The following is a 24104-nucleotide window of genomic DNA, read 5'->3' on the forward strand; positions in this document are numbered from 1 at the left end:
TCGTAGGTGTGTTTAGGTAAGTTTTCGTATAAGATCTTTCCATCATAGACCAACTCTATCGGTACAGTTCCTGCTGAGGGTAGTAAAGTTAGATCCCGCTTAGTGGTATTTTGGTATTGGTTTTTTTTTAATACAGAGAGGGAGCCATTTATCTCTAAAATGGCGCATTCCACTTCTTCAATGTTGAAGATATCTTTGCCCCGCAAAGCCTGTTTAAGAGAATCTGGTGAATACCCCATTCGCTCCATTGACTCTTCGAGAATTTGTCCTTTTTGAATTAGGGTAACAGGTTCTCCAGCGATCCATTTCCTGAAGCGGGGATTTCGAACCGCAACAAGATTCAGCATAAAAACGACGGTACCCATAATTATAATTGCAATCATAAAATACAGGAATTTAATTTTAATATTGAATGCTAGATTTCCTGCAATTGTCCCCATCGTAATTGAAGCGATATAAAGGTGATAGGTCCTCTGGGCAATCGTCTGTTTACCGAGCAACTGGACAAATACCCATAATAAAATAAAAGCGGTAAAGGTTCGAAAGATGATTTCAACAGATCCTGACATCGCTATTTCTCCCATACAAAAATCTCGACATTTTGTTTGTGATAGTATGTTCTTACAGCAAGACCTTTATTCTGTAATTAAAAAAGGTTCAATGGGTGCGATAGATGAAGAAGAATTAAGTGTTTTAGGATCGGGGCCATATTTTAGTTATTCTATTAAAAGGGCCATATAATTGAAAAATACTTTTAATGAAAACTAGATCTTTGTTTTGGAACATAGGATGAGATTGTGAAGGATTGCACTTAAACTAATGGGTGCGATAATCAAGAGTGATTATCGCTCATTTTAGTTGAAGTTATTAAAATAAAGAGCCGAGTGGTACATATATCAAATATATTTAAAAGAGGGAAAACGTAGAAAATTCAAGTCCTAATTAAGGTTGTTCAATAGGTCCTTTTGCTCTGCCAAACTTTTGTCTTAGATAAGGATTTATATAGTAATCTAATCCGTATCTGCCTGCATTTCTACCTGCTACTAAAACAAAAATTGTCAACAGGAGCATTTGAGGATTAACACTAACAGTACCACTAAATAAAAATGCAAAGTTCATTATTGTTCCCATTAATGAAGCTAAAGTTGTAAATATCCCAACTATTAATGCAATTCCCACCAGAGTTTCACCCCACATTACAAGGAAACCGAATAATCCAGCATTAGGAATAGCGAATACCTCAAGGAACGATGCCCACCAACCTTGAACAGTTGGATTATCACCTCTTGCATTAGCGACAGCACCGTGAAGAAACCCACTTGGATCAAATCCGCCACTTGTTATCTTTCCCCATCCACTAGTAAACCATTTATAACCTAAATATAATCTGAATATTAATAATACAATGGCTGCTATTTTACTTTCTCTTAGAAATTTTACAAACATAATTGGCCTCCTTTTTTACTATATTTTGTGTTTTTTATATCAATTATTCAGGAAAGCTAATTAGACATTTATTGCTCAATCCAAGGTTTATTGTACTAACGGTGCAGTTTAGTTCAATAAGACAAAGAGGGAATTCAAATTGTTTATCGAATATTGGTAAATAAAAAACAATTAGAGGGGGAAAGATCATTGAAGCACGCATTAGTTGTTGGTGGTACTGGTATGTTATCAAGAGTTTCGCTTTGGTTAATAGATAGAGGCTATCATGTGTCCATTATTGCTAGAAACGCTGAACGAATGAAGCAACTTCTACAAGAGACCAGTTCGAATAGTAACGTAACTCCATTATTAGTTGATTATAGAAATAATGACGAATTAAATGAGAAAATAAATCTAACAATTAAACAAAATGGAGATATTGATATTGTAGTTGCATGGATTCATTCGAAAGCAGAAAATGCTCTTCAAATTATTGCTAATGAGGTTTCAAAAGGTAAAAATGGTTGGGAATTATTTCATATATTAGGGAGTAGTTCAAACTTAGATGAAATCAAGAAAAAGACTGCAGCACCTACCAGTTATGTATATTATCAAGTTCAATTAGGCTTTAAATCTGAAGGTACCCAGTCAAGATGGTTAACAAATAAGGAAATTTCTGAAGGTGTAATTGAAGCTATTAAGATGAAAAAGAAAGTGATGACTATTGGTCAAATTGAACCCTGGGGAAATCGTCCTAATTGACAATTTATAACGTTGTGAAGGGCAGTGGTTAAAAGCCGGTGCAAGAGTAGAGGAACATTAATTTGAACGCAGCTTGTTGCTTATTCAAGTAAAGGAGCAGGTTAGCGCAATAAAGACTTTATGAAAGTCTGGGATTGCTTTTTAAATGATCTTATAAAAAGGCTGTTTTCAGATAGATTGTTGCTTATAATAAAATGTTGTTATAATAATCATTTTCAACCATTGTGAAGTATTATTTTAGCCCTTGTAATTAGGGAGTTTCCTTTTCATTTTATAGATAAGAAAAAAAGCTATCGATAAGAGCTTCAAACTGCCAAAAATCCCTCGATAGCTTTTACAGTGCATTTTTTAACCTTAACTCTTTCTAAAACTTAAAAGTTTTGCTACCAAATTTTGACAAACCTCATTACGTTGATTTAAAGTTTCACACTCAACAAATAGAAGTGCTTGGTTCGATTTTGATTTAGAAAATTTGATTTCTTTAATTGTACTCTTTACATATAAAACATCATTTGGGCGAGTTGGCTGTGGCCATTTAATCTCTCCACCAACTCCAATAATCCCATGAGCAAAAGGCAGACTATCTGTCAATAATTTCATAGTAATCGCTGCAGTATGCCAACCACTAGCAGCTAATCCTTTAAAAAATGTATCTTCCGCTAGATTCTCATCACAATGAAAAACTTGGGGATCAAACTCACTAGCAAATTTTTTTATTTTGTCTGCACTTAAATGATATTTCTTACTAATAAAAGTATCACCCACTTTTAAATCATCAAGATAAAGTCCCATAGAATATCCTCCTTCATACATATTTATCTTAAAAAGTTAAACATTCCTATGTATTAATGGTAATTTTTGAGGTTAATTGAATTGATTCTGGTTTTTTAATGATAATTACAAATAGACTTGCAAATAAACAGAAAACACCTGCTAAAAAGAACGCCCAAGTGTAAGTGTCAAAAAATTTATAGATTAGACCCCCTCCATAAGCTGCTGCTGCAGCACCAGCCTGATGAAAGGCAAAAATCCAACCATATATAATGCCACTTGTTTTTATACCGAAGATTTGTCTTGAGATGCTAATAGTTGGAGGTACTGTTGCAATCCAATCTAATCCGTAAAATACAGTAAAGATTGCTAGTAAAGTAAACGAACCTTCAAATAGTGCATAAGGTAGTAGTACCAGAGAAGCACCTCTTAAACTGTAGTACCAAAATAATAGCCATCGATTATCAAAACGATCTGACAGCCAACCTGATAATGTTGTTCCTACAAGGTTAAAGATTCCCATAAACGAGAGAAGCGATGCTGCTGTAATTAAAGGTACGCCAAAACTAATACAGTAAGAAATAAAATGTGTCCCAATTAATCCATTCGTTGAAAGCCCACAAATAAAGAAACTACCAGCTAACAACCAAAATTCCTTTACCTTCGCAGCTTTAGACAAACCATTGAAAGCTATTATAATAGGGTTTTCCTTTTGCACATCATTGCTTTCTTGTATTTCTTCTTCAAGTCCATAGGGAATAATGCCAACTTCCTTTGGTGTGTTTTTCATAAATAAAAGGATTATTATCAGCATAATGAAACTAAGAATCATAATTAAACCAATCGCTAGTCGCCACGAATAATTATCGATTATTGTCGCTAATACAGGAAGTAGAATTAACTGACCTGTCGCGGTACTTGCCGTTAATATTCCTACTGCAAGACCTCTTCTTTTCTCAAACCAATGATTCGCTACATATGGACTTACTACCGTTAAAAAAAGACTCGCTCCCAGTCCAATAATAACACCCCAAATAATGATCAGCTGCCATGACTGGTTAATAATTAGAGTAAGCATGAGACCTGTCAGCAAAGTTGCCATTGAACCAAACATCATTTTTTTTAACCCAATCACTTCTAATAATGCTGCCATGAACGGGCCTGATATACCAAATAAAAAAAGACTAATTGCAAAAGCGAGTGCAATAACAGATCGATCCCAGCCAAATTCCTTTTCGAAAGGGTCTATGAAAACCCCTGATGACGACATGACAATCCCAGCAACAATAATGGAGAAAAATGTTATGGCAAGAATAAACCAGCTATAGTGTATACGTTTCAAAACTCAACCACCTCCGAATATCCTCCTGTTTTTTCTTAATACTAACCCGTAACTAATTATTAGTAAAATTGAAGTTTATGAAGTTATCCATTGATTTTTTTGATACTATAGAAGTAAGAGTAAAATTAAAGTGGGTGAAATGATGGAAATACGCCATTTTGTTACGTTTAAAAAGGTCATTGAAATGGGTAGCTTCACACAAGCAGCAGAACATTTAGGTTACACCCAATCAACGGTGACTTCTCATATTCAGACACTTGAAGAGCATTTAGGCGCACCACTGTTTGATCGGATGGGTCGAAAGGTAAGGTTGACTGATATTGGCAAGAAGCTGTTACCCTATACGCAAGAAATTTTGGGTACTTATGGGAAAATTGAAAGCATTACTAGTGAGGAAAAGGATATAAGAGGGACGTTAAAGATTGCGGCTCCTGAATCTCTTACGGTATACCGCTTAGAACTCATACTAAGAGAATATCGAAAGAAATTTCCTCATGTAAGCATCCGTTTAAGTAATGCCACTTGCGGAGATAACAAGAAAGCAATACTTGAAGGTAGTGCAGATATTGCGTTTGTCATGTTGCCACAGTTTGAGGATTCAGATTTAGTCATCCATCCGTTAATGAACGAACCGATTGTTGTAGTTGGAAGTCCTGACTGTTCACTGAATAGTTTACCTAAAAGTTACGAAAATCAGAAGCTTAGCGAGTGTTTAATTACTAACGAGAAAGAAGCCAGTTATCGAAGAATATTTGAAGAGTTCCTACGTGATAGAGGGATTGTACCTTCAAACATCATGGAACTTTGGAGTATTGAGGCGATAAAACGATCTGTAATGAGTGGACTTGGTATTGCTTATTTACCTTTAATGGCTGTACAGGATGAAGTAGAGAAAGGAAAGTTGAAAATTATACCTTGTGAAGCTGATTTAAAACAGATATACTCCCAAGTCCTTTATCACAAAAATAAATGGGTTTCCCCTGCGTTATCAAGTTTTATAGATATTACCTTAAAACATGCAAGAGACTGTTCAAATGAGGAGACTACTTGTTGAGTTGAGATTGTGAAGTTTTAAACTTAAACTAACGGGTGCGATGATCCAAGAAGGATTAATCGCTTTTTTTGTTGAATTTATTGTATTATCGGAGCAGGTTAGTGGAATAAAAAGGTTTTGCAAATATGATAAAGACTCGTTAATATTTATCTATGGGTTTAATCCCTATATATGTAAAAAAGGAGCTATTTCCATGATTATTCAATTCATTCGTTACAGATAGAAATAGGTATAGACTATTTTTCGAATCCAACTCATATTTTTTAGAAAAAGTATGAAGAGGGTTTATTTGTCTATGCCTTTTTCATTTATCTAAAAACGAATGAATGAGGTGACTTCTTTGTTACAAGAGAATAAAAGAATAAAGAGTGCAAAATATGTGAGCAGTTTTGATACCATTTTTGCTTGTCCAATTTGTAATTCATCTATGAAGGTTTTGGAGTTTAAAAGTTTAATCTGCTCAAATAATCATACATTTGATTTTGCCAAGCAAGGATATATCAATTTTACAACTCACTCAGTAAACACTAAGTACAGCAAAGGTCTTTTTGAAGCACGAAGAAAACTTATTACCAAAGGTGCTTTTTATAAACCATTAAGCCACGCAATTGCAAAAATTATAGATGAACATTTTGATAAGACAAAAGAAACAATATCTATACTTGATACGGGATGTGGTGAGGGGTCACAACTTTCTAATATTAGTGAAATTGTTAGCTCTGACTTCTCTATAAATTTAGTAGGAGTAGGGATTGATATTTCTAAAGAAGGAATCATTGTAGCTTCAAAGAACTACCCTAATAAAATTTGGGCTGTTGCTGACCTTGCGAATACACCATTTAACAATAAAAAATTCGATGTTATTCTTAATATCTTATCTCCTTCAAATTATGCTGAATTTAATAGATTATTGAAATCAGACGGCTTAATAATCAAAGTTGTGCCTCAAAGTGGTTATTTAAAAGAGTTAAGGGAACATCTTTATCAAGAAACTGAAAAGCAAAATTACTCTAATTTAGAAACCGTAGAGAGATTTAATGAGAATTTTCAACTTGTAGAAAGTTTAAGGTTAAATTACACCATGAATCTTAACAAATCTTCAATTGAATGGTTGATTCAAATGACTCCATTAACTTGGTCAACAACAGAAGAACGAGTAAAATCTTTTTTAAATAAGGATTCGGCTCAAATTACTGTAGATTTGGATATATTAATCGGTAAAAACACAATTTAGAAAATAGACTATTAGGGTGCTACCCTAATAGTCTTTCTTCAACTAACGGGTGCTTTTCTGAAAGAAGGAGAAGCATTTTTTTTGTAGAAGTTATTTCTCTATAGGGGCAGGTTCGGTGAAGAAGGATGAATTTAAATATATATTTAACTCAATATGTTTAAGGATGTGAAAAGTTGAGAAAAATTATGTTTTTGCTACTCATTACACTTATACTTTCTGGTTGTCTTGGATTGGAAAATGGAGAAACAGAAGCATCGATTGATGAAGGGACTATAACGATTGGAGGAACTAAAAATGAACTGATATTGAATGAAGAAGGATATGAAGGAATACCTCTGTTAGAATATGCTACTCAACAACCTTCTATTGTAACAAGCCCAAACGAAAAAGCTACTATTCATATTGACAATGATCCGAAGGTTACGGTTTATCTTTGGGATAAGGATGTCCCTCTAAAATTAAATAGTTTCTCAATCCCATATGAAACGGGGCGTTATGTTTACAATATCGAAGCCAAATGGCCAACTAAAGAAGTAAATTTTATTTCTGTAATTGAAGTTCCGTATGAATTTAAGCGGGTTCAACGTGAAAAGGAACCTGATTGTCCAAATGAATGGATTCTGTCGCCGAATGGTGAAAAACAAGTGATGATTGAAGGGCTTAGAGAATTTGAAGCGAATGGAACAATTGTATTGAAGGAGCTAACCAGTAATACGATTGAGAATATTGATTTTAATCATGGTCATCAATGGACGGCTAAGGAAATTGCATGGTATGACAATGATTCAGTTTTGATAACGATTGGGCTTGTTCATGGTACAGTAACTCGTGGAGGTAATCTCTATCACTTAAATTTAACAACACTTGAGCTCACTCCAATCCTGGAACTCCCTAATAAGGAAGAAGTAGCTGATTTTTCAATAAAAGGTAATCTACTAACATATGAAGTACACGTTTATGAGGATGACGAAATGAACAAAGGGTATATGGAAACTAGAACTTTAGAACTATCAACTATAGAGAATTAAGGAATAAATATCCCATAAAATAATTGAATTAGTAAATAGGATAAATCTTATGTTCGCCCCCTTTAGAAGGCATAATCATTGGATATTGTATAGACAGAAAAAAAGTTTTGCGAAGCAGATTTGTTCAATAAGAAATCACAAAAGGAATGAGCTTTTACTGTAAAAAAAGAATAGACGTATTAATGTCTAATAAATAAAGTAATTCAAAAAATGTACATTAGTATTATTACACGACAAAAATAAAAATATATGGAGGTTAGTAATGTTATTTATGATATTTGGGATTATTGCAATAGTAGCAACTTTTATAAATCTTTATATGTATAAAGCAGGAAAGGATTATAAGCTTGCTATGGCGATAGGATTATCATTTACAGCATTAACACTTTGTGCAGAATACAGTCTTGTATCAGTGTGGGTAGAAGTGGAAGATTGGGCAGCTTTAATGGATGTAGTACCTGGTATGGAAAGGGCATTATGGTTTTTGACAATTGTTTCTATCTTACTAAATATAGCACCTATACTTTTAGAACGAAAAGGTCAGAAATAATGACTTATTTTATAATGTCGGTACTTCGAAAGAGAATCCCCCTTAGGCAGTCAGATTAAAATATATCTGTTTTACCTTAGAGGGACATTTTTATATCACATAAATATCATTAAGCCGTCCTAATAGCCAACTTTATTAATGGATGTCTTGAATGACCTTTTCTAGGAATTCACCCATTCGCTTAACGGCCGGCTCTGAAAAATCAAAACTGACCCCAGTTTCTTTATAAATAGCTGCGATGGATTGATTGTAGTCCGCACTTGCACCTTTTTTAAAGGATTCGACAGCTTGCTCTGGGTCTTTCTGATAGTTTTCAAGTAATTGTAAAGCACCAAGCATTGAAATCGAGTATTCGATATTATAGAAAGGAACTTCAAAATAATGAAGGGTTCCTGCCCAACTCATCCCAATTTCCTCTTCAAATCCAGTAGTATCGACAGGGTTTAACCCATATCGTTTTGAGATTTCAAAGTATTTTTCATCACGCTCTTTAGCAGTATGGGTAGGGTTCGTATACATCCAATGCTGGAAAAGGTCTCCTGACAATGGACCGAATAACATTGTGAATGCCCGTCTAAGCTCTTCACGCTGTGCGCTCTTAAAGTCTTCTTCTTCTGGATAAAAACGATCCAGCTTATCCAATAAGAGCAATTCCATCCCATGAGAATACAGTTCAGCTATTTCCATTCGATGCTGGTAGTCTTCAGTTGGACCGTGTTCGGAAAACTGGAGGTACCCATTCACAGCATGGCCCATTTCATGAATTAATGCAATCAGAGAGAAAAAAGAGGGACTAAAGTTCGCAAAAACAAAGGTATCCCCTGAAACAGGTAAGGACGTACAGAAACCACCTGGGCTTTTTCCTTTTCGATCTCCAAGATCTAGTAACCCATTCTCTCTCATGTAATCGAAACGGTCTGCAAAATATGGGTCAGTTTTCCCTAACATCTTAGAAACGCCATCCATAAGAGTAGACACCTCGGAGTATGGTGGGTTTTTCATCAATTTTGCAGTGTTATCCCAAGGGCGATAGGTATCGACACCAAGCTTGGACTTAAATACATCCGCCAGTCGATTCCAAGCTGGGATAATATGTTTCTCGACATTTTCATGAAAGTCATAACAATCTTGAACACTATACTCACGATTTTTGACCACAAACATATAATCACGATAATTTTCAAAGCCTGCATTTAATGCGATTTGATGGCGTAGCTGCACGAGTTCGTCCATAATGGCATCCATATCCTGCTTGATTTGACGAAAGGCAGCTCCTATCTTCCTATAAGCTTTTTCTCTTATGGCTCTGTCAAGATGATCCAGTTGGGATTGGATAAACGGAAAAGGCTTTTCCTCCCCATCCCAATCAACTGTTAAACCTCCCATGATTTCACTATACTTCGTGCAGAGCTCTTGTTCTTTTACCATGAGTGGAATGTTTTCTTCTCTGAACAGCTTCACTTTGGACTCGCGAACTTGCCTCATTAATCCGTAGCGTTTTTCTTCTAATTGGTGTAAATAAGGAGACTCACAGAATTTCTCATTTAGTTTTGCTTCATACTTCATTAAAAGCGGCTGAATGACCTGCTGATCGTGAAGATACGTCGACTTGATTTCTGCATCTTCTGTGTTCCGGTAGAAGTCGACTTGGTGACCTGTCATCGCCTCAGAAATTTTAATCATTAAATTTTTTTCCTCTTTTAACCACTGTTCTAGGTCGGAAACGGATTCAATTGGAACATTCAGTAAACTTTGAATCTGATATTCTACCCCTTCTACATCTTGTAAATCAATTAATTCTTTATAGTATGTATGACTTAAACCTTCTGTCATCGTTCAATCACCTTCCCCTTTTTTAATCTATCTTTCATTATATTATAGAATCCTAATTCTTACATCCAGCTTTTTCTAAATAGATAAAGCAGGATAGTTCTCATGCTCCCTTTTTGTGTTCGCAAACACGTTTACACTGCAGTGTTCGATAATCTAAGGAGGATTATCGCTTTTTTTGTTGAAGTGATTAAGCTAACGGGAAGTTTAGTAATAAATGAGTATTTTCCAGGGAGATATAATGATGAAAATAAAAAATAAAATGATGTTATTCTTATTGACTGTTATTTTTGTTTCAGGATGCACTCATAATAATTTAGCAGACAAACAACAACCAAGAGAACTGAACTTACATAAACCGGCATTCTCAAATGAAAAAGGTTACCTCCACGTCCATGGAATAACTTTGGGAGACTCAATGGATAGGATAATAGATCGCCTAGGTGAAAAGTATGCAATAGAAGAAGAGGATGGAAGTGGGGCAGATGAAGTCTTTGATTATAATGGGCTTGCAAGATTTTATTTCATCGATAAAAAGGTAGACATGATCGTATTAACGAAGGTAGATAAAAAATACTTTAACAAAGTATTTGATGATTATGAAGGCTCTAAATTTACATCTTTCATAAATGAAGCTGATAGTGACCGCTATTTTTACTCTACGGAGACTAATCAAGTATTGAAGGCCACTACGAATGTTCCTAATCAGGATCTATATTTGTACCTAACATATCCTGGTCCAGAGATCCTAGAAAATCCAGATTACCTAAAGATGAAACAAAACGTAAAATAATTCTAATCCATACTGAGATAAAGTTAGTAGGAATAAGAAAAATCATTCAATCCAGCAGGCATTAATAATATAATTTAGGTTTTTTCGTCCCAGCACATTGAACAAAGAGAATAACTCAATCATTTAAAAGTTGAAACATTATATGGTGTCTATCGTGTATAAATAAAGCTAAGTGATTAGCTTACAAGAAATGAAAAGTATATTCATTGTAAATGATTAGTTGAATGCAGAAAGGCTGTGAAGGTATTTTGGCTGGTTATAAAGCAATGCTATTTGATTTAGATGATACCTTACTTAATCGGGATCAAGCAGTAGATAACATGTTTTTACTGATTTTAGAGAAGTGCTATGAGGATGTTCAATTGTCAACGAAAAATGCGATGCTTATAAAATTCAAAGAATATGATAAAAGAAGCTATGGCCATAGTAATAAAACAAAGGTTTTAGAATCATTTTTTGGTGACTTTTCTCCAAAATATCGATTGCCAAACAATTCTATTCAAGATTTCTGGAATGAGCATTTTCCTCGTTGTTTTTCAATCGATCAACATACTATTAATATCGTAAATACGATAAAGAGGCATGTGAAAGTTGCCATAATAACAAATGGCTCAACACAAAGACAAAAAGCTAAAATCATAAACACTCATTTAAATGATTATTTTGATACCATCATTATTTCTGAAGAAGTGGGATTTAGTAAACCTGACAAACGCATATTTGATCTAGCTTTAAATAGGCTTAATGTGCAGCCGGAAGACGCATTATTCGTTGGCGATAACCTAGAGAAGGATATTGGTGGTTGTCAACATGCAAATATAAAAGGCATTTGGTTTAATCCTCATATGATCAAGAACGATACTGAAATACAACCATATATGGAGATCAATTCATTGGATAAATTATTAAGGTATGTTACCTAAAGGCTCATCTATGTGCGATTGCTAAACAAGGCAGTCGCTTTTTGTATTTTTGGAGTAGGAAAGTCGTATAGGGATTTGGAATATTATGTTAATGTCTATTGTATATTGGAGGGAAAATCAATGAATATTGCGGGGGAGTTAATTAGTTTAATCGAACTTTTGTGAGATTCACTATTTGTTTAACTTAAGATAGACATGCTCGTAATTAGGAAACTAACATATATAATTGGTAACTGCCTTTTTAGGAGAGATGTATTTTGAACTACTTAAATAATCCGTATTTGAATCACTTCATTAACGGTTATGACTATAGAACCCAATATCAATATCCAACAACTGGAAGTACAAACTGGCATAGATATGAACATTATGTAGCTAGGGCTAAATCTTTTTCAAGAGAGGAAGCAGCCGCAATTGCTTTACTATTAGGCATTGATTTTAATAAGACCAAATTTGATTTGGATGAGTTTTGGATGGGAGTAAACACAGAGCTTGAACATGGATCAATAAAAAGCCAAACAAATGTTACAGAAGATAATCCTATTATTACAGGGAAAATTGCATTGGCTCATCTTAACGAGATTCCTGATTACTATAAAAGATTAAAGGTACTTGAGCAAGAGGCAAAAGCCTATTGGAACAAATGACCGTTATTCGCTACCCTATTGTAACAAATTCAAAATTTGAGGATTAAAGCTGTCATTAGGGCAGCTTTTTCCTGTTTATAAATGAACCTAAACAGGGCTCCTCTTTTTGTTCCGCAAACAGGACTGATAAGTTCATTTAGGCTGTGTTAGAATTTAAAGTCATAAGAAATTACTTGCATTATTAAATGTATCTGAAACGGTTGCTTCGGCACCCATTTTTTTATTTTGAGGAACAATGTAATCGTTGTTAAACAGAGAGACTTTGAAAAGTCAAAAATGATATACTTTTCGTTAAACGAAGGTAGATGTATTTCGAGAAATGGAAACAGTCAGGACTTAGGAGGGGAACTTTATGGGAGAGCAAGAAAAAATAAAGATTTTTGATGATAATAAGAACCTTATAGGTGTAGCATCTCGGAGCGATGTACATAAGCTTGGATACTGGCATGAAGTATTTCATTGTTGGTTTATCAGTAATGAAGGGGGAGTAGATTATATCTATTTACAGCTTCGTAGTAAAAATAAAAAAGACTATCCTAATCTATTAGATATTACTGCTGCTGGTCATTTACTAGCTGATGAAACAGTTGAGGATGGAGTAAGAGAAATAAAAGAAGAAATTGGGATAGATGTAGCTTTTGAGGAGTTAATAAAATTAGGTGTAATTGATTATTGTGTTGTACAAGAAGATTTTATTGATAAAGAACGAGCGAACGTGTTTTTATACAAGAACGAAAATACCTTTCATGACTTCACGCTTCAAGTAGAAGAGGTTGCAGGGATTGTGAAAGCTAAACTTATTGATTTTTCTCAACTCTGGTTTGGTGAAAAAGATGAAATCGAAATCAATGGATTTCAAATAAATGATGATGGAATAAGGCAAAGTATGAAAGAAATTGTAAGCAAGGATAAATTTGTTCCACATCAAGTTTCTTTTTATAAAGAAGTTATTCAAAAAATAAACGAATACGTTGTTAATCCAAAGGGGTGTATGAGATGAAACCACGAATTTCCGTTCTAACATTGGGTGTAGATGATTTGGAAAGGTCATTAAAATTCTACAAGGAAGGATTAGGACTGCCAACAAAAGGAATCGTAGGTCAAGAATTTGAACACGGTGCGGTTGCTTTTTTCGATTTACAACCAGGATTAAAACTCGCAATTTGGAACCGCAAGGATATCGCTCACGACACAAACATAAATCAGACCCCAATAAGTCCAACTGAGTTTACGATTGGTCATAATGTAGGGAGTAAAGAAGAGGTTGATAAGGTCATGGATCTGGCGGTCAAGGCTGGTGCAACTATTACAGTTCCAGCACACGATACCTTTTGGGGAGGATATTCTGGATACTTCCAAGACCCAGACGGACATTTGTGGGAAGTAGTTTGGAATCCTGCCTGGGATTTTGCAGAATAAGGATTAGAAGAACTTCATCTGTAACTAAGGCCAAAATTGGTATTAAGTTAGAATAACCGTTATCATAAAGGGAGAATGAACGGTTTATTTAACTTAACTAGAGGTTACGAAAAACGGATATTAGTTTGTTGGAAGACTTATCTCCTAAATCTCAAATAGAAAGGATTGGGACAACGGAACCTGTCCCTATGTCCCAAAGGTGAGATTATGAAGTCAAGGTATGGTAACTTGAATGATGTTTCGACTAAGAAAACGTTTCGGGATATGCGAAAGTGGCAGAAGGAAAGACAAAGTAAAGTGAAGGATTTAACTGAAAATATTCCGCAATGTTCAAACAAAAGGATTCAAGAAATTAAGGAAAATAGAATTCGAACTTCCTATACCTGGATTGGACATTCTACCTTTTTGCTTCAACTTAATGGACTTAATATACTTACTGATCCGGTTTGGGCGAAACGGATGGGTTTTCAGAAGCGATTAACAGAACCAGGATTTCCGTTGGAAGATTTACCGGAAATCGATGTTGTGGCCATTTCACATGGGCATTATGACCATCTTGATTTTCCAACCTTGAAAAAATTAAAAGGTAATCCGTCCTATTTTGTTCCCATTGGAATGAAGTCTCTTTTTATAAAAAAAGGGTATCAAAATGTAACAGAAATGAGCTGGTGGGAATCGTTAGAATACGAAGGGATTAGCATTCACTTTGTTCCAGCTCAGCACTGGACAAGAAGGTCGCTTAACGATATGAATACCTCCCATTGGGGCGGGTGGATATTTCAAACCACCAGTGAAACGTTTTATTTTGTCGGGGATACAGGCTATTTCTCCGGGTTTAAGGAAATAGCTGCACGTTTTATGATTGATATCGTATTTATGCCAATTGGCGCCTATGAACCGGAATGGTTTATGGCAGACTCGCATATTTCTCCTGAAGATAGTGTGAAGGCATTTATCGAATTAGAAGCAAAGCAGTTTGTTCCCATGCATTATGGTGCTTATCGATTAGCAGATGATACAGGGCCCGAAGCCTTGGAGCGTTTACTGCGAGAATGGGAAAAATGCCAGCTGCCGAAGGAGCAATTAAAGGTTTTATCAATAGGGGAAACCGTAATGTAATTAAGTTGAAAAATTGGTTCTGATTAAGGACAGTAGAAAGACTAGGATTGTAATAACTCTCCTAGTCATTTTGGTCAATGAAGTTATGTTTTTTCTACAATGATCATTTCAAAGCGTTTGGTAGAGCAAAAACTAATATTATGAAACTATGACATATTTAAACAGCGGGGAGCGATATGTTCAACGCCTACTAATGTATAACTGACGATGGAGACTTCGGACTTCCTCCGCCAGTTCAGGAACAGGGCCATCTATTGTGGTATCTCGAATCACATCTTGAATAGGAAGATTCCGTACACGAGATGGAGGAGCCCCCATTTCGCTCAACCATTGTGCCAACTGTTCAGACGAACTTGCATAAACGATCCGGCCTAAACCAACCCAGCCATGAGCCGCAGCGCACATCGGGCAATGTTCCCCTGAGGTGTATACTGTCGCTTTGCTTCTTTCTTCAGCTGTCATATTATTGGCAGCCCATCTGGCTATCGCAAATTCAGGGTGTTGGGTATGGTCACCGCCTGCCACATGGTTATGATCTTCAAAAAGCACATCTCCATCTGCTGAAACAAGGACTGAACCAAATGGCTCGTCACCTTTTTCCAATGCAGTTTTTGCTAAATCAACACAACGTCTCAGGTGCTTCAAATCTGTTTCATTTATCATATTTGTATCCTCCTCGGCCTTTATTTTTTATCAATAAATTATAAACATACCTGTTTGAATGAGGCTTGATCCTATATAAAGTCAATCAAATTCAGAGGTATTTGGCAAGTGAAAATCATATTCTTTACATGGTTAATAACTGAGTAAAATACTAAAACTAACCAGATAGGAAACTAACACTAGAAAATGGGGTGATTTTTATGAGTAAAGCTAAAGGAAAAGGTGGAACAGGGAGAGGAACAGACAAGAAGGGCTGGAATCGTTGGCAGGCTAGTGCAAACAAAAAAAAGAGTGCAAAACCTTATAAAAGTAAAGGTATAAAAAAAACGGATGGTGAAAATAACCCCACAAGCAACAGGTAAAGTCGCTTTTGTCGAAAGGAACCGTAAAAAACAAAACGACAGGAAGCCCCGCCGTCGTTTTGTTTTTACCAGTATTTCAACATTTCTTTGATATTCGCTTCGTCAACTTTTAAAAACGAATCCAATTCGTCAACCTTATCTCCGTCCAAGTGTTCCGACACGCCGAACGGTTGTCCCGTTTTGTTGACCACGACGTTAATATCGTTCAACAATTGCTTCATGTATTTAACCGCTTGGTGATATCGTTCACTTGCGGGCTTCCACTTCTTAACCGTTTTACTTGGGGGCTGTTTATGCATTTTTGCTTTGTCAATTTTTACGTGATTTGATCGCTTGTCTTGTTCGATTTGTATAACCGCTGCAAGCATTCGCAACTTATGGAAATCTTTTTCAAGATCAGCACCTTCAACCTTAATATGATCGCCCACGACTGTAAGGATTCCATATGATTCAATAGCGTAGTAGTATTCGGGCGGATATCCCGCTTGCATTAATTTTTCGTCGGCTTCCTTGTTCCATAATCGCAATTTGCTTGAAATGTAATCTTTCGCATTCGTAGGGAAATCAGGATGTGTTAAATCACCCTTTGTTGATACGTCCTTCCATTCCTTCGGACGAGATAAGTCCCCAATTATATCATTCAAGGCGTTCAATTTCGCCCATGCTTTGAAATATCCTTCTGCGTCCCTGTTTGTCCGTGCTTCGGTTATACCTTCAATCGTTTCGTCAATCAATCCATTCAATGCCACATTTTCCGACATTGATTTCACGGATTCCAAAATCGGAATGTCACGTTCAACTGATTGGTTAAGAAGATCTTGCGGATAGAAACCTTTTTCAAATGTGTTGTAATGAAGTAGTGAACTAGATGGAAGATTGAATCGAATTTTCTTTTGCAATGCTTCGTCTTCCTGTTGATATGCAAAAACCGCTGCCGTGACCGTTGGGTTATTCTTCATAGTTTCGAAACTTGGTTCTTCGTTCTTTTCCACTGTTTCAAGATATTTCGTCACTTTGTCGGACATTTCTGGCTTTAAGGGTGTATTCTTTGGATAATCCTTGATTATTTCATTGATTTCTTCCTTCGTTGGTGCGTTCACTTTCACTTCCGATTGTTTTTCCGCTTTTGCTTCCGATAGTGCATCAACGTGCGTAAATCCAACGACTAAACCTCCTCCGATAACAACCGCACCCAATCCTAATAATGCTTTCGATTTCATCTTCTTATCAATCCCCTTCCTTCAATTTTTTTCCTTTTTTAAGTCTAACATAATTATTTTGCAACTTGGTAAATTAGTCATTTATTTTTCAGATATTCATAGAAAATAATCAAGTTTGTGAAGGTGAAGCGTAGGTCATAGAAGAAGGATTAAAGCTCCTTTTTGTTGAATTCCTTATTGAACAAATGAAGCAGGTTTGTTTTATGAGATATAAATCATTTTAAGATGTCTAATACATAATGAGGGGGAAGCGACTTGGGAAAAGGAATTCCATTTTTAGTTATTTTCTTATTTAGCATGTTATATATTTCTGCTTGTAGTAAAAATGCGGTAGACAATGGAGAGTACCCTTACGGACATTATAAAGATGATAAAATGATAGGAACTGTATTGGAAGTTAAGAAAAGCGAAGTCAGCGTTGTTGTTGATATTTCTGAATGGGAAAAACGAGATAGAAAAGGTCCTGGTATAACAAGTGAAGGATATTCTTATACATCTAAGATAACGGAAGAAACAGTTATTAACTATGAGGATGGAACAGAAGCATCTATTGATGATATAAAAAAGGGGCAAAAAGTGTTAGTTAATCCACCAAGAGGGAATGAGTTCGAGGGTTATCCGAAAGAAATAATATTATTAAAGATGACAGACGGAGATAAGTATTTAAGGCTCTTATCACATGTAGAAGGATTTAATATTGTTGTAATGTACAAAATTGGTGAGAAAGTGCCCGACGAGATGCAAGAGCAAATGTACGGAAAGATTTTGAACATCATGGAAAACAAAGAGCAAGAAGCCGTAGCCACATGGATGGAATACGATGAAGATTACGTGGTCGATTATAAAGAAGAACTGGGAATTGAAACATTCCCTGTAATACTCGTATTTAACAAAGAAGAACTAGTTTATAAAACCTATAAAGTTGATGAAATATATGATTTTTTTAAAAACTTGAAAGAATAATAACATAAGGTTTTTTGCTTGTGAAAAAATGCACTTAAATTAAAGGGTGCATTATAGTAGATTAATAATTATATTTTATAAAGGGGAATATTTTAATGAAAATCGATGTCAAGACTTTAGAAATAATAAAAGTTCTTTCCTGGGTTGTTATAGCGATCAGTTCAGCATTCATTGCCCTATGGCTTAGCCAAATCATTCAACTATTAGAGGTTATAAGCGGTAATCTTGGCGGGATATCGAATAGCCTTTTCGATTTATCTAATAAAGAATAAACTTATAAACTAAAAGTCTGTATTTACTTATTGAAATAACAGGTAATAGCGTTCAAAATCAGTAATTGCTTTTTGCACTAAAAGGTGCAGGTTAGTTGAAGATTGATTTTAATTAATGTTCAATAATCGTACCATTTAACCTAATAATAGGATGAATAAAATACTACTTTTTTATGTGTTCGCCAGGCTCCTTCGGAAGCTGAAAAAGTTGATTATTCAAAGTATAAAATAATTCATTAACGAATAGAAACGTAAAAGAGCCAATCCTATATAACGGATTAGCTTTTTTTGCAACCTTCATATAAAACTTCCACCTTAAAGTTGCCCAAATACAGGAAATGCAGCCCATCAAAATAGTTACTCGAATGGGTTTACACTACTATTCATTTATTAATTGATCTCTATTATCTGCTTGAGGAGGTTTTTCCAACCATCCATGTTTAATCATAATATTGGCCCCATCTTCAGCATATAGTAAAACCTCTGGAAGCATCGACGCATACCTCAGTCCTAAATCTCTTCTTTGACTTGTACCCATAGCTGTTCCATAATATCCAATTGAAACTGAGGCCATAGTTAATATATGATACATCATGAGTTTATCAAAAAAAACATTCGTTGTAGTATTTGAAATGGCTGAACTCCAACTCATAGGAGTAGGTAAATCCTCTTTTTTTAAAAATTGAGTGAATATATCTGAATTTTTTTCAGCAAGTTTTTTTCCTCTTGAAAAATATTGCTTTACTTCCTCGTCTTGTGCAGTCTGAGCAAAACCAGTTATTAAGGCTTTCCCAATCGCATTTGATTCAAGATTAATAAATAATTGTGTAATTTCAATAGCTGTTAGGGCCCTCTTGTCACCAAAAAATCCGGCCAAAAAACCTTGATCTTTTACAAATTCAACCTTATCCGGCTTGGATAGAGACGGGGGCCTAACATATGTCCCTTGTTTTAACATTAATTCTCTTGTTAAATCCTGCAACATAATTCCTTTTTCGGATATACGTTTAAAAAAAGATACAAGATCCGGACGTGTAACAATTCCAAGTGATGAACCACCTGCAGTCATAGCAATAATCGACATATGCCTTAGGTATACAAGCATAAACGAATCTGAAACAAGTTTGGGGGCATCAAGATTGACATCATTCTCGGCAAATCCAATCGGTATCGGATAATTTTCCTTTTTAAAAAGCTCTTCCATAATAGAAAGATTCTCTTTAGCTGTATCCAATGTCCATTCAATAACTGGACGTACTTCTTCGTCTTCTACTTTTTCTAAAAAGTAACGATTTACACAAGTTGCCACTGTGTCATTTATATATTGCGCCCATAACCCCGATATTTCGGCAGCCGTTAAAGGAATCTTTGTTTTATCTTCCATATGTATAAATTATCCTTTCTTTTTTACTTTTTAGTCTCCCACAATATGAGGGACATTATCACTGCTTTAGTAAAATATTCAGTGAAATAAGGCTAATTTAAACCATACAACGATTACAATTTTAGCTATGCCGTATCATACTCTGCAACCGTATTAATATACTTAGGGAAGTTCCCTGAAGGATGGAAAAAACGAACATTATGGTATTGTTATGGGTAGGAATATATTTAGGTGTAGAATATTTTAACAGTAAGTTTGGGGTTATTTCATACCATAGGTGATCTGTTGTATTTACAGGTATTATTTTCTTTATCTTGCCTATTCATCACAAAATACCTTTGTTAGCTTGGCTATTTTCAATAATAATTATAGTATCGTTATATAGCTGTTGGATTGGAGAAGAAACGGATAAGCAAGAGGGCGAGATAACTCTCCAAATCAATAACTTTGATATTAATCAGATTAAAATACCAGAAAAAACGTTAGTGAGATTTGAAAAATAAAGGCTTCTTCAACTAAAGGTGTAGTTTTGTGGATGAAGGATAATATCTCTTTCTTATTGAAGTTAAGAATTAGATTTTTCTTTAGAAATTGGGGGTATTTCATGAAGAAAGTGACCATATTTGTAGTTATCATTCTATTTATATTATCAGGTTGTAATAGAAGTTATCGTTCCCTTGAAGAAGCAGTACAAAGTCAATGGAAAACTCCAATAGAAATTCTCAACCAAAACAAAGAGAAGCAATTAGTATATTATTTGGACCAAACTCAGCATATCTTAGGTGTTTACCATTTCGAGAAGGGAAAGTATAGATACAGCAATGACCAAAGCGTTGGTATGAGGTTCAGTTCAGGCAAAGGTTACCCTTTTTTTGTTCAAGCTAACTATTTTGAAGGTATAGGTAATATAATTCATGGTGCAATTACAACAGACCAATATGAGGTAGAAAAGTTTGTTATTGAATATAAAAATGGGGAAATCCAGGAAATTAAAGCAAAAAATAATACATTCATTGCAGACTTACCTCCAATTCTAGCAACAACAATAGAAGAGTTTCAAACGGAAATTGCCAATGTGATAGGATATGATAACCAAGGAAAGATTGTAGAAAGTTATTATTAATTTTTTCTTGAAGTGATATTGAAATTAGACTTTGTGAATCGCTGTTAGCTAAAGGGTGCATTAATCCAAGAAGGAATTAATGCACCCTTTTGTTGAATTTATTATTGAGCAAACAAAGCAGGTTAATTGAAATAAGAAGTATAATGTAAGCCTCATTAAATTATTAAGAGCATCGACTATTTGGTTGTCGATGCTCTTTCATTTTGCTTTTGCAGTTTATGCTTCTGATGATTTAAACCCCATTCATGCATATTCACTAAAATAGGTTCTAAACTTCTTCCATAATCAGTTATAGAATATTCAACTTTAGGTGGTACTTGTGGGTAAACTACTCGGTCAATAATATCCTCATCTTCTAACTCTCTCAAATGCTTAGTTAACATTTTCTGTGTAATCTCTGGGATACTACGTTTTAAGTCACTGAATCTCATTGTACCGTTTTTCAATAAATGTAATAAAATAATGGGCTTCCATTTCCCCACGATAATATCTAAAGCGTCATCGACTTGACATAATTCCGGTTCAATATTCATGTTCATTTACCTCCAATAGTATCTCTTTGTATACTATACCACTTTAAAGTGCGTACTTCTTAAAAAGGTATTTATAAGTCATAATAACAGTGTCAGATAAAAAGAACAACTTTATATAAAGGTAGGTTTAATAATATGGAAAAAAATCGAATCGACAAAAGTAAAGGTCTAGAATTTGGTCTATATACTTTAGGAGATCACATGCCAGATCCTAAAACTGGAGATCGTATTTCAGCTAAGCAACGGATTCATGAAATTATTGAATTGGCTAAGTTAGCTGAACAAGCAGGTATTGACTTTTTTGGTGTGGGAGAAAGTCACCAAGAGTATTTTGCTACTCAGGCACATACTGTTGTTTTATCGGCTATTGCCCAAGCAACAGAAAAAATAAAAATCGGTAGTTCTTCTACAATTATAAGTACTTCAGACCCCGTTCGTGTGTATGAAGATTTTGCGACAATTGATTTAATCTCGGATGGACGTACTGAAATCATTGCAGGACGGGCTTCGCGTATCGGTCTCTTTGAACTACTAGGTTACAATATACGTGATTATGAAGCTTTATTTGAGGAAAAATTTGAATTACTTCTAAGGTTAAATGAAGAAGAGGTTGTTAATTGGAGTGGTCAGTTCAGAGAACCGTTGAAAAATGCAAAAATTTTGCCTAGACCTAAAAATGGTTCGCTACCTATTTGGCGTGCAGTAGGAGGTACGCCTGCGAGTGCGATAAAGGCTGGTTCTGCTGGAGTTCCAATGACCTTGGCAATGCTTGGAGGGGCTACTAGTTCTTTTAAAAGAACAATTGATGTTTATAGAGAAGTGGCAAAAAGTAGTGGTTTTGACCCTAATACTCTACCCATTGCAACAACTGGTTTCTTTTATGTGGCGGAAACAACCCAGGATGCCTTAAAGGAATATTACCCTCATATTAATCAAGGGGCTTTTTTGGCAAATGGTCAGGGTTTTCCGAAACAACTTATGGCACAAGGTACTGATGTTCGTAGCGTATTGAATGTTGGAAGCCCGCAACAAATTATCGAAAAAATTTTATATCAACATGAACTTTTCGGTCATCAGCGTTATCTTGCACAAATCGACCTGGGTGGAGTTTCATTTGATAATTTAGCCAAAAATATTGAACTAATAGGTACAGAAATTTTACCTGCTATTAGAAAATATACAGTAAAAGATTAGGAGAGGGATAAGTTATGAAAATTGTTGGAATTTCAGGTTCAATTGTAGGTTCTAAAACCAAAACAGCTATGGATTATTTAACGAAAGAAATTGCTGAAAAATATCCAGAAGCAGAATACAGTCTTATTGATTTAGCGAATTATAATGTTCAATTCAGTGATGGGCGTAATTATTTGGATTATGAGGGTGATACTGCGTTTGTTACAAAGGAAATCATGGAAGCAGATGCCATTATGATCGGTACACCCATTTTCCAAGCGTCTATTCCAGCTACGTTGAAAAATATTTTTGATTTGCTGCCAGTTAATGCATTTCGCGATAAAGTGGTGAGTATACTTGTGACAGCAGGTTCATCGAAGCATTATCTTGTTGCCGAACAACAATTAAAACCAATTCTTTCATATATGAAGGCACAAATCGTTCAAACTTATGTATTTATTGAGGAAAAGGATTTCTTGAGAAAAAAAATAGTAAATGATGATGTTTTATTCCGTATTACAAGATTGGTTGAAGATACGGTATTTCTCACCGAAACATATACAAAAATTCGACAAGAAAAAGAAGATAAGTATGATTTTTAAGTTTTATCAATTTCTTCTTCAACTAACGGGGTGTGTTGATCCAAGAAGGATTAACCACCTTTTTTGTTGAAGTAAATAACCGGTCGAAGATAGGGGCATGCATTCGACTGAAAACAAAGAATGAGTTCAACATTTCAACATTTCAAACCTTTATTATTTCCACATGTTAATAATCAAGTTGAGCTAATAGCGAAAAAGTTAATACAACAAACAAAACAGCAGGGAATGTTGGTTATTGAACTAAAGGAGCTAGATAGTTGAAGGAGGTTTTATAACTTCAAGGAATAAATTTTTGAAAAGGGGGTTAGAGATGAAAAATTTTTTTGGTTTAACTACAATATTGGTTTTAGGGGTAATACTTGTAGCTTGTTCTGGAAAAGAACGGCAATTAATAAGAGCTGATGTTCAAAAGGTTAATCAAGAAGGAAACTATGAAGATGATGTTATTATGATTACTGACAAAGAAAAATTAGATTCAATTAAAAGATCATTGGAAAATGTAATATGGGATCCACATACGAAAGCTGAAATGGCGAGAAATGAAGATATATTAGCTACTTTGTTCTACACTTTTGATGGAAATATGCCTGAAAGACTTTATCAATATCGAATTTGGTTTAGTGTCAACAATGCCACGATTATTAGTAACAATGATAATGAAGGTTATGGAAGAATTTTAGATAAAGAAATTGTAAGTGAGCTAAAAGAAAACTTATTAAACTAACGGGGCAGGATGGGGTCAATTAATTTTAATGAATCCTACTGGCTAACTCTAAGAACAAATGGTGAGAGAAAGTTAGGGATGACAGTATACGATCATAAATATTTAATGATATTCGATTACAGCACAAATAGTCAAACAAGTTACCGAATAATCAGTGGATTTGACTCGTCTAATATAGAACAATATTT

At 34.9% G+C, this 24104-nt stretch carries 27 protein-coding genes; 18 read left to right on the plus strand and 9 right to left on the minus strand.

The genetic code is table 11. From position 1 onward, the window contains the following. Both V7138_RS10305 and V7138_RS10310 read right to left on the minus strand, forming a co-directional pair. On the minus strand, positions 1–569 hold a 569-nt coding region (locus V7138_RS10305; protein WP_335396681.1), incomplete at its 3' end, for a DUF421 domain-containing protein. A 373-nt stretch (positions 570–942) separates the two neighbouring features. Beyond that, positions 943–1446: a DoxX family protein gene (locus V7138_RS10310; RefSeq protein WP_335396684.1), complete on the minus strand. Its 504-nt coding sequence runs from the start codon at positions 1444–1446 to the stop codon at positions 943–945. Between the two features lie 189 nt (positions 1447–1635). Between V7138_RS10310 and V7138_RS10315 the strand changes: the two genes are divergently transcribed. Then, positions 1636–2187, plus strand: a complete 552-nt coding sequence (locus V7138_RS10315) for a short-chain dehydrogenase (RefSeq protein WP_335396687.1) — start codon at positions 1636–1638, stop codon at positions 2185–2187. A 354-nt stretch (positions 2188–2541) separates the two neighbouring features. On the opposite strand, the gene V7138_RS10320 is transcribed toward V7138_RS10315, so the two are convergent. Beyond that, on the minus strand, positions 2542–2979 hold the full coding sequence (locus V7138_RS10320) for a MaoC family dehydratase (protein WP_335396690.1): 438 nt from the start codon (positions 2977–2979) through the stop codon (positions 2542–2544). Between the two features lie 46 nt (positions 2980–3025). Next, positions 3026–4300 carry an MFS transporter gene (locus V7138_RS10325; RefSeq protein WP_335396693.1) on the minus strand — a complete coding sequence of 425 codons (1275 nt, stop codon included), beginning with the start codon at positions 4298–4300 and terminating at the stop codon, positions 3026–3028. A 139-nt stretch (positions 4301–4439) separates the two neighbouring features. On the opposite strand from V7138_RS10325, the gene V7138_RS10330 reads away from it, so the two are divergent. The 4 genes from V7138_RS10330 to V7138_RS10345 all read left to right on the plus strand — a co-directional run bounded on the left by V7138_RS10330 (position 4440) and on the right by V7138_RS10345 (position 8166). Continuing rightward, entirely contained in the window at positions 4440–5354 is a 915-nt protein-coding gene (locus tag V7138_RS10330) for a LysR family transcriptional regulator (RefSeq protein WP_335396805.1), read from the plus strand. Between the two features lie 340 nt (positions 5355–5694). After that, positions 5695–6588 (plus strand): putative RNA methyltransferase, encoded by an 894-nt coding sequence (locus V7138_RS10335; RefSeq protein WP_335396696.1) that lies wholly within the window; start codon positions 5695–5697, stop codon positions 6586–6588. A gap of 173 nt (positions 6589–6761) precedes the next feature. Then, the gene (locus V7138_RS10340) at positions 6762–7616 is read left to right on the plus strand and encodes a DUF4652 domain-containing protein (protein WP_335396699.1); all 855 of its coding nucleotides are present in this window, start codon (positions 6762–6764) and stop codon (positions 7614–7616) included. Between the two features lie 262 nt (positions 7617–7878). Beyond that, a complete protein-coding gene (locus V7138_RS10345; RefSeq protein WP_335396702.1) occupies positions 7879–8166 on the plus strand; it encodes a hypothetical protein in 288 nt (95 codons plus the stop codon). A gap of 135 nt (positions 8167–8301) precedes the next feature. Here V7138_RS10345 and V7138_RS10350 read toward each other — a convergent pair whose 3' ends face one another. Further along, positions 8302–9999, minus strand: coding sequence for a M3 family oligoendopeptidase (locus V7138_RS10350; protein ID WP_335396704.1), 1698 nt, complete (start codon positions 9997–9999; stop codon positions 8302–8304). A gap of 241 nt (positions 10000–10240) precedes the next feature. Between V7138_RS10350 and V7138_RS10355 the strand changes: the two genes are divergently transcribed. From V7138_RS10355 to V7138_RS10380, 6 genes are all read left to right on the plus strand, one after another. Next, positions 10241–10789, plus strand: coding sequence for a hypothetical protein (locus V7138_RS10355; RefSeq protein ID WP_335396707.1), 549 nt, complete (start codon positions 10241–10243; stop codon positions 10787–10789). A gap of 266 nt (positions 10790–11055) precedes the next feature. Then, a complete protein-coding gene (locus V7138_RS10360; protein ID WP_335396807.1) occupies positions 11056–11712 on the plus strand; it encodes an HAD family hydrolase in 657 nt (218 codons plus the stop codon). A 257-nt stretch (positions 11713–11969) separates the two neighbouring features. Next, complete coding sequence (locus V7138_RS10365; RefSeq protein WP_335396710.1) at positions 11970–12359, plus strand: DUF5661 family protein; 390 nt, start codon at positions 11970–11972, stop codon at positions 12357–12359. 352 nt (positions 12360–12711) lie between these two features. Then, positions 12712–13359: an NUDIX hydrolase gene (locus tag V7138_RS10370; RefSeq protein WP_335396713.1), complete on the plus strand. Its 648-nt coding sequence runs from the start codon at positions 12712–12714 to the stop codon at positions 13357–13359. Further along, entirely contained in the window at positions 13356–13778 is a 423-nt protein-coding gene (locus tag V7138_RS10375; RefSeq protein WP_335396716.1) for a VOC family protein, read from the plus strand. Before V7138_RS10370 ends, V7138_RS10375 begins: the two co-directional genes overlap by 4 nt. A 207-nt stretch (positions 13779–13985) precedes the next feature. Continuing rightward, on the plus strand, positions 13986–14897 hold the full coding sequence (locus V7138_RS10380; protein WP_335396718.1) for an MBL fold metallo-hydrolase: 912 nt from the start codon (positions 13986–13988) through the stop codon (positions 14895–14897). Between the two features lie 180 nt (positions 14898–15077). On the opposite strand, the gene V7138_RS10385 is transcribed toward V7138_RS10380, so the two are convergent. Then, positions 15078–15560, minus strand: coding sequence for a nucleoside deaminase (locus V7138_RS10385; RefSeq protein WP_335396721.1), 483 nt, complete (start codon positions 15558–15560; stop codon positions 15078–15080). Between the two features lie 200 nt (positions 15561–15760). Between V7138_RS10385 and V7138_RS10390 the strand changes: the two genes are divergently transcribed. Continuing rightward, on the plus strand, positions 15761–15922 hold the full coding sequence (locus tag V7138_RS10390; RefSeq protein WP_335396724.1) for a DUF3934 domain-containing protein: 162 nt from the start codon (positions 15761–15763) through the stop codon (positions 15920–15922). Positions 15923–15987: 65 nt separating this feature from the next. Here the strand turns inward: V7138_RS10390 and V7138_RS10395 are convergent, their stop codons facing one another. Beyond that, positions 15988–17142, minus strand: a complete 1155-nt coding sequence (locus V7138_RS10395) for a hypothetical protein (protein WP_335396727.1) — start codon at positions 17140–17142, stop codon at positions 15988–15990. A gap of 255 nt (positions 17143–17397) precedes the next feature. Between V7138_RS10395 and V7138_RS10400 the strand changes: the two genes are divergently transcribed. Together V7138_RS10400 and V7138_RS10405 are read left to right on the plus strand one after the other, a co-directional pair. After that, a complete protein-coding gene (locus tag V7138_RS10400; RefSeq protein ID WP_335396730.1) occupies positions 17398–18105 on the plus strand; it encodes a hypothetical protein in 708 nt (235 codons plus the stop codon). A gap of 95 nt (positions 18106–18200) precedes the next feature. Continuing rightward, positions 18201–18377 carry a hypothetical protein gene (locus tag V7138_RS10405; RefSeq protein WP_335396732.1) on the plus strand — a complete coding sequence of 59 codons (177 nt, stop codon included), beginning with the start codon at positions 18201–18203 and terminating at the stop codon, positions 18375–18377. Positions 18378–18756: 379 nt separating this feature from the next. Here the strand turns inward: V7138_RS10405 and V7138_RS10410 are convergent, their stop codons facing one another. Beyond that, on the minus strand, positions 18757–19761 hold the full coding sequence (locus V7138_RS10410) for a DUF3231 family protein (RefSeq protein WP_335396735.1): 1005 nt from the start codon (positions 19759–19761) through the stop codon (positions 18757–18759). 604 nt (positions 19762–20365) lie between these two features. On the opposite strand from V7138_RS10410, the gene V7138_RS10415 reads away from it, so the two are divergent. After that, positions 20366–20884, plus strand: a complete 519-nt coding sequence (locus V7138_RS10415) for a hypothetical protein (protein WP_335396738.1) — start codon at positions 20366–20368, stop codon at positions 20882–20884. Between the two features lie 176 nt (positions 20885–21060). Here the strand turns inward: V7138_RS10415 and V7138_RS10420 are convergent, their stop codons facing one another. Next, positions 21061–21417, minus strand: a complete 357-nt coding sequence (locus V7138_RS10420) for a winged helix-turn-helix transcriptional regulator (RefSeq protein ID WP_335396740.1) — start codon at positions 21415–21417, stop codon at positions 21061–21063. A gap of 135 nt (positions 21418–21552) precedes the next feature. Here V7138_RS10420 and V7138_RS10425 point away from each other — a divergent pair, with 135 nt between their 5' ends. From V7138_RS10425 to V7138_RS10435, 3 genes are all read left to right on the plus strand, one after another. Beyond that, on the plus strand, positions 21553–22611 hold the full coding sequence (locus tag V7138_RS10425; protein WP_335396741.1) for an LLM class flavin-dependent oxidoreductase: 1059 nt from the start codon (positions 21553–21555) through the stop codon (positions 22609–22611). A 14-nt stretch (positions 22612–22625) separates the two neighbouring features. Beyond that, positions 22626–23192 carry an NADPH-dependent FMN reductase gene (locus V7138_RS10430; RefSeq protein ID WP_335396744.1) on the plus strand — a complete coding sequence of 189 codons (567 nt, stop codon included), beginning with the start codon at positions 22626–22628 and terminating at the stop codon, positions 23190–23192. Between the two features lie 310 nt (positions 23193–23502). After that, a complete protein-coding gene (locus V7138_RS10435) occupies positions 23503–23916 on the plus strand; it encodes a hypothetical protein (RefSeq protein ID WP_335396747.1) in 414 nt (137 codons plus the stop codon). Positions 23917–24104: the final 188 nt, after the last annotated feature.

This window comes from Bacillus sp. JJ1533 (assembly GCF_036965045.1).
Lineage (GTDB): Bacteria > Bacillota > Bacilli > Bacillales > Bacillaceae_L > Ferdinandcohnia.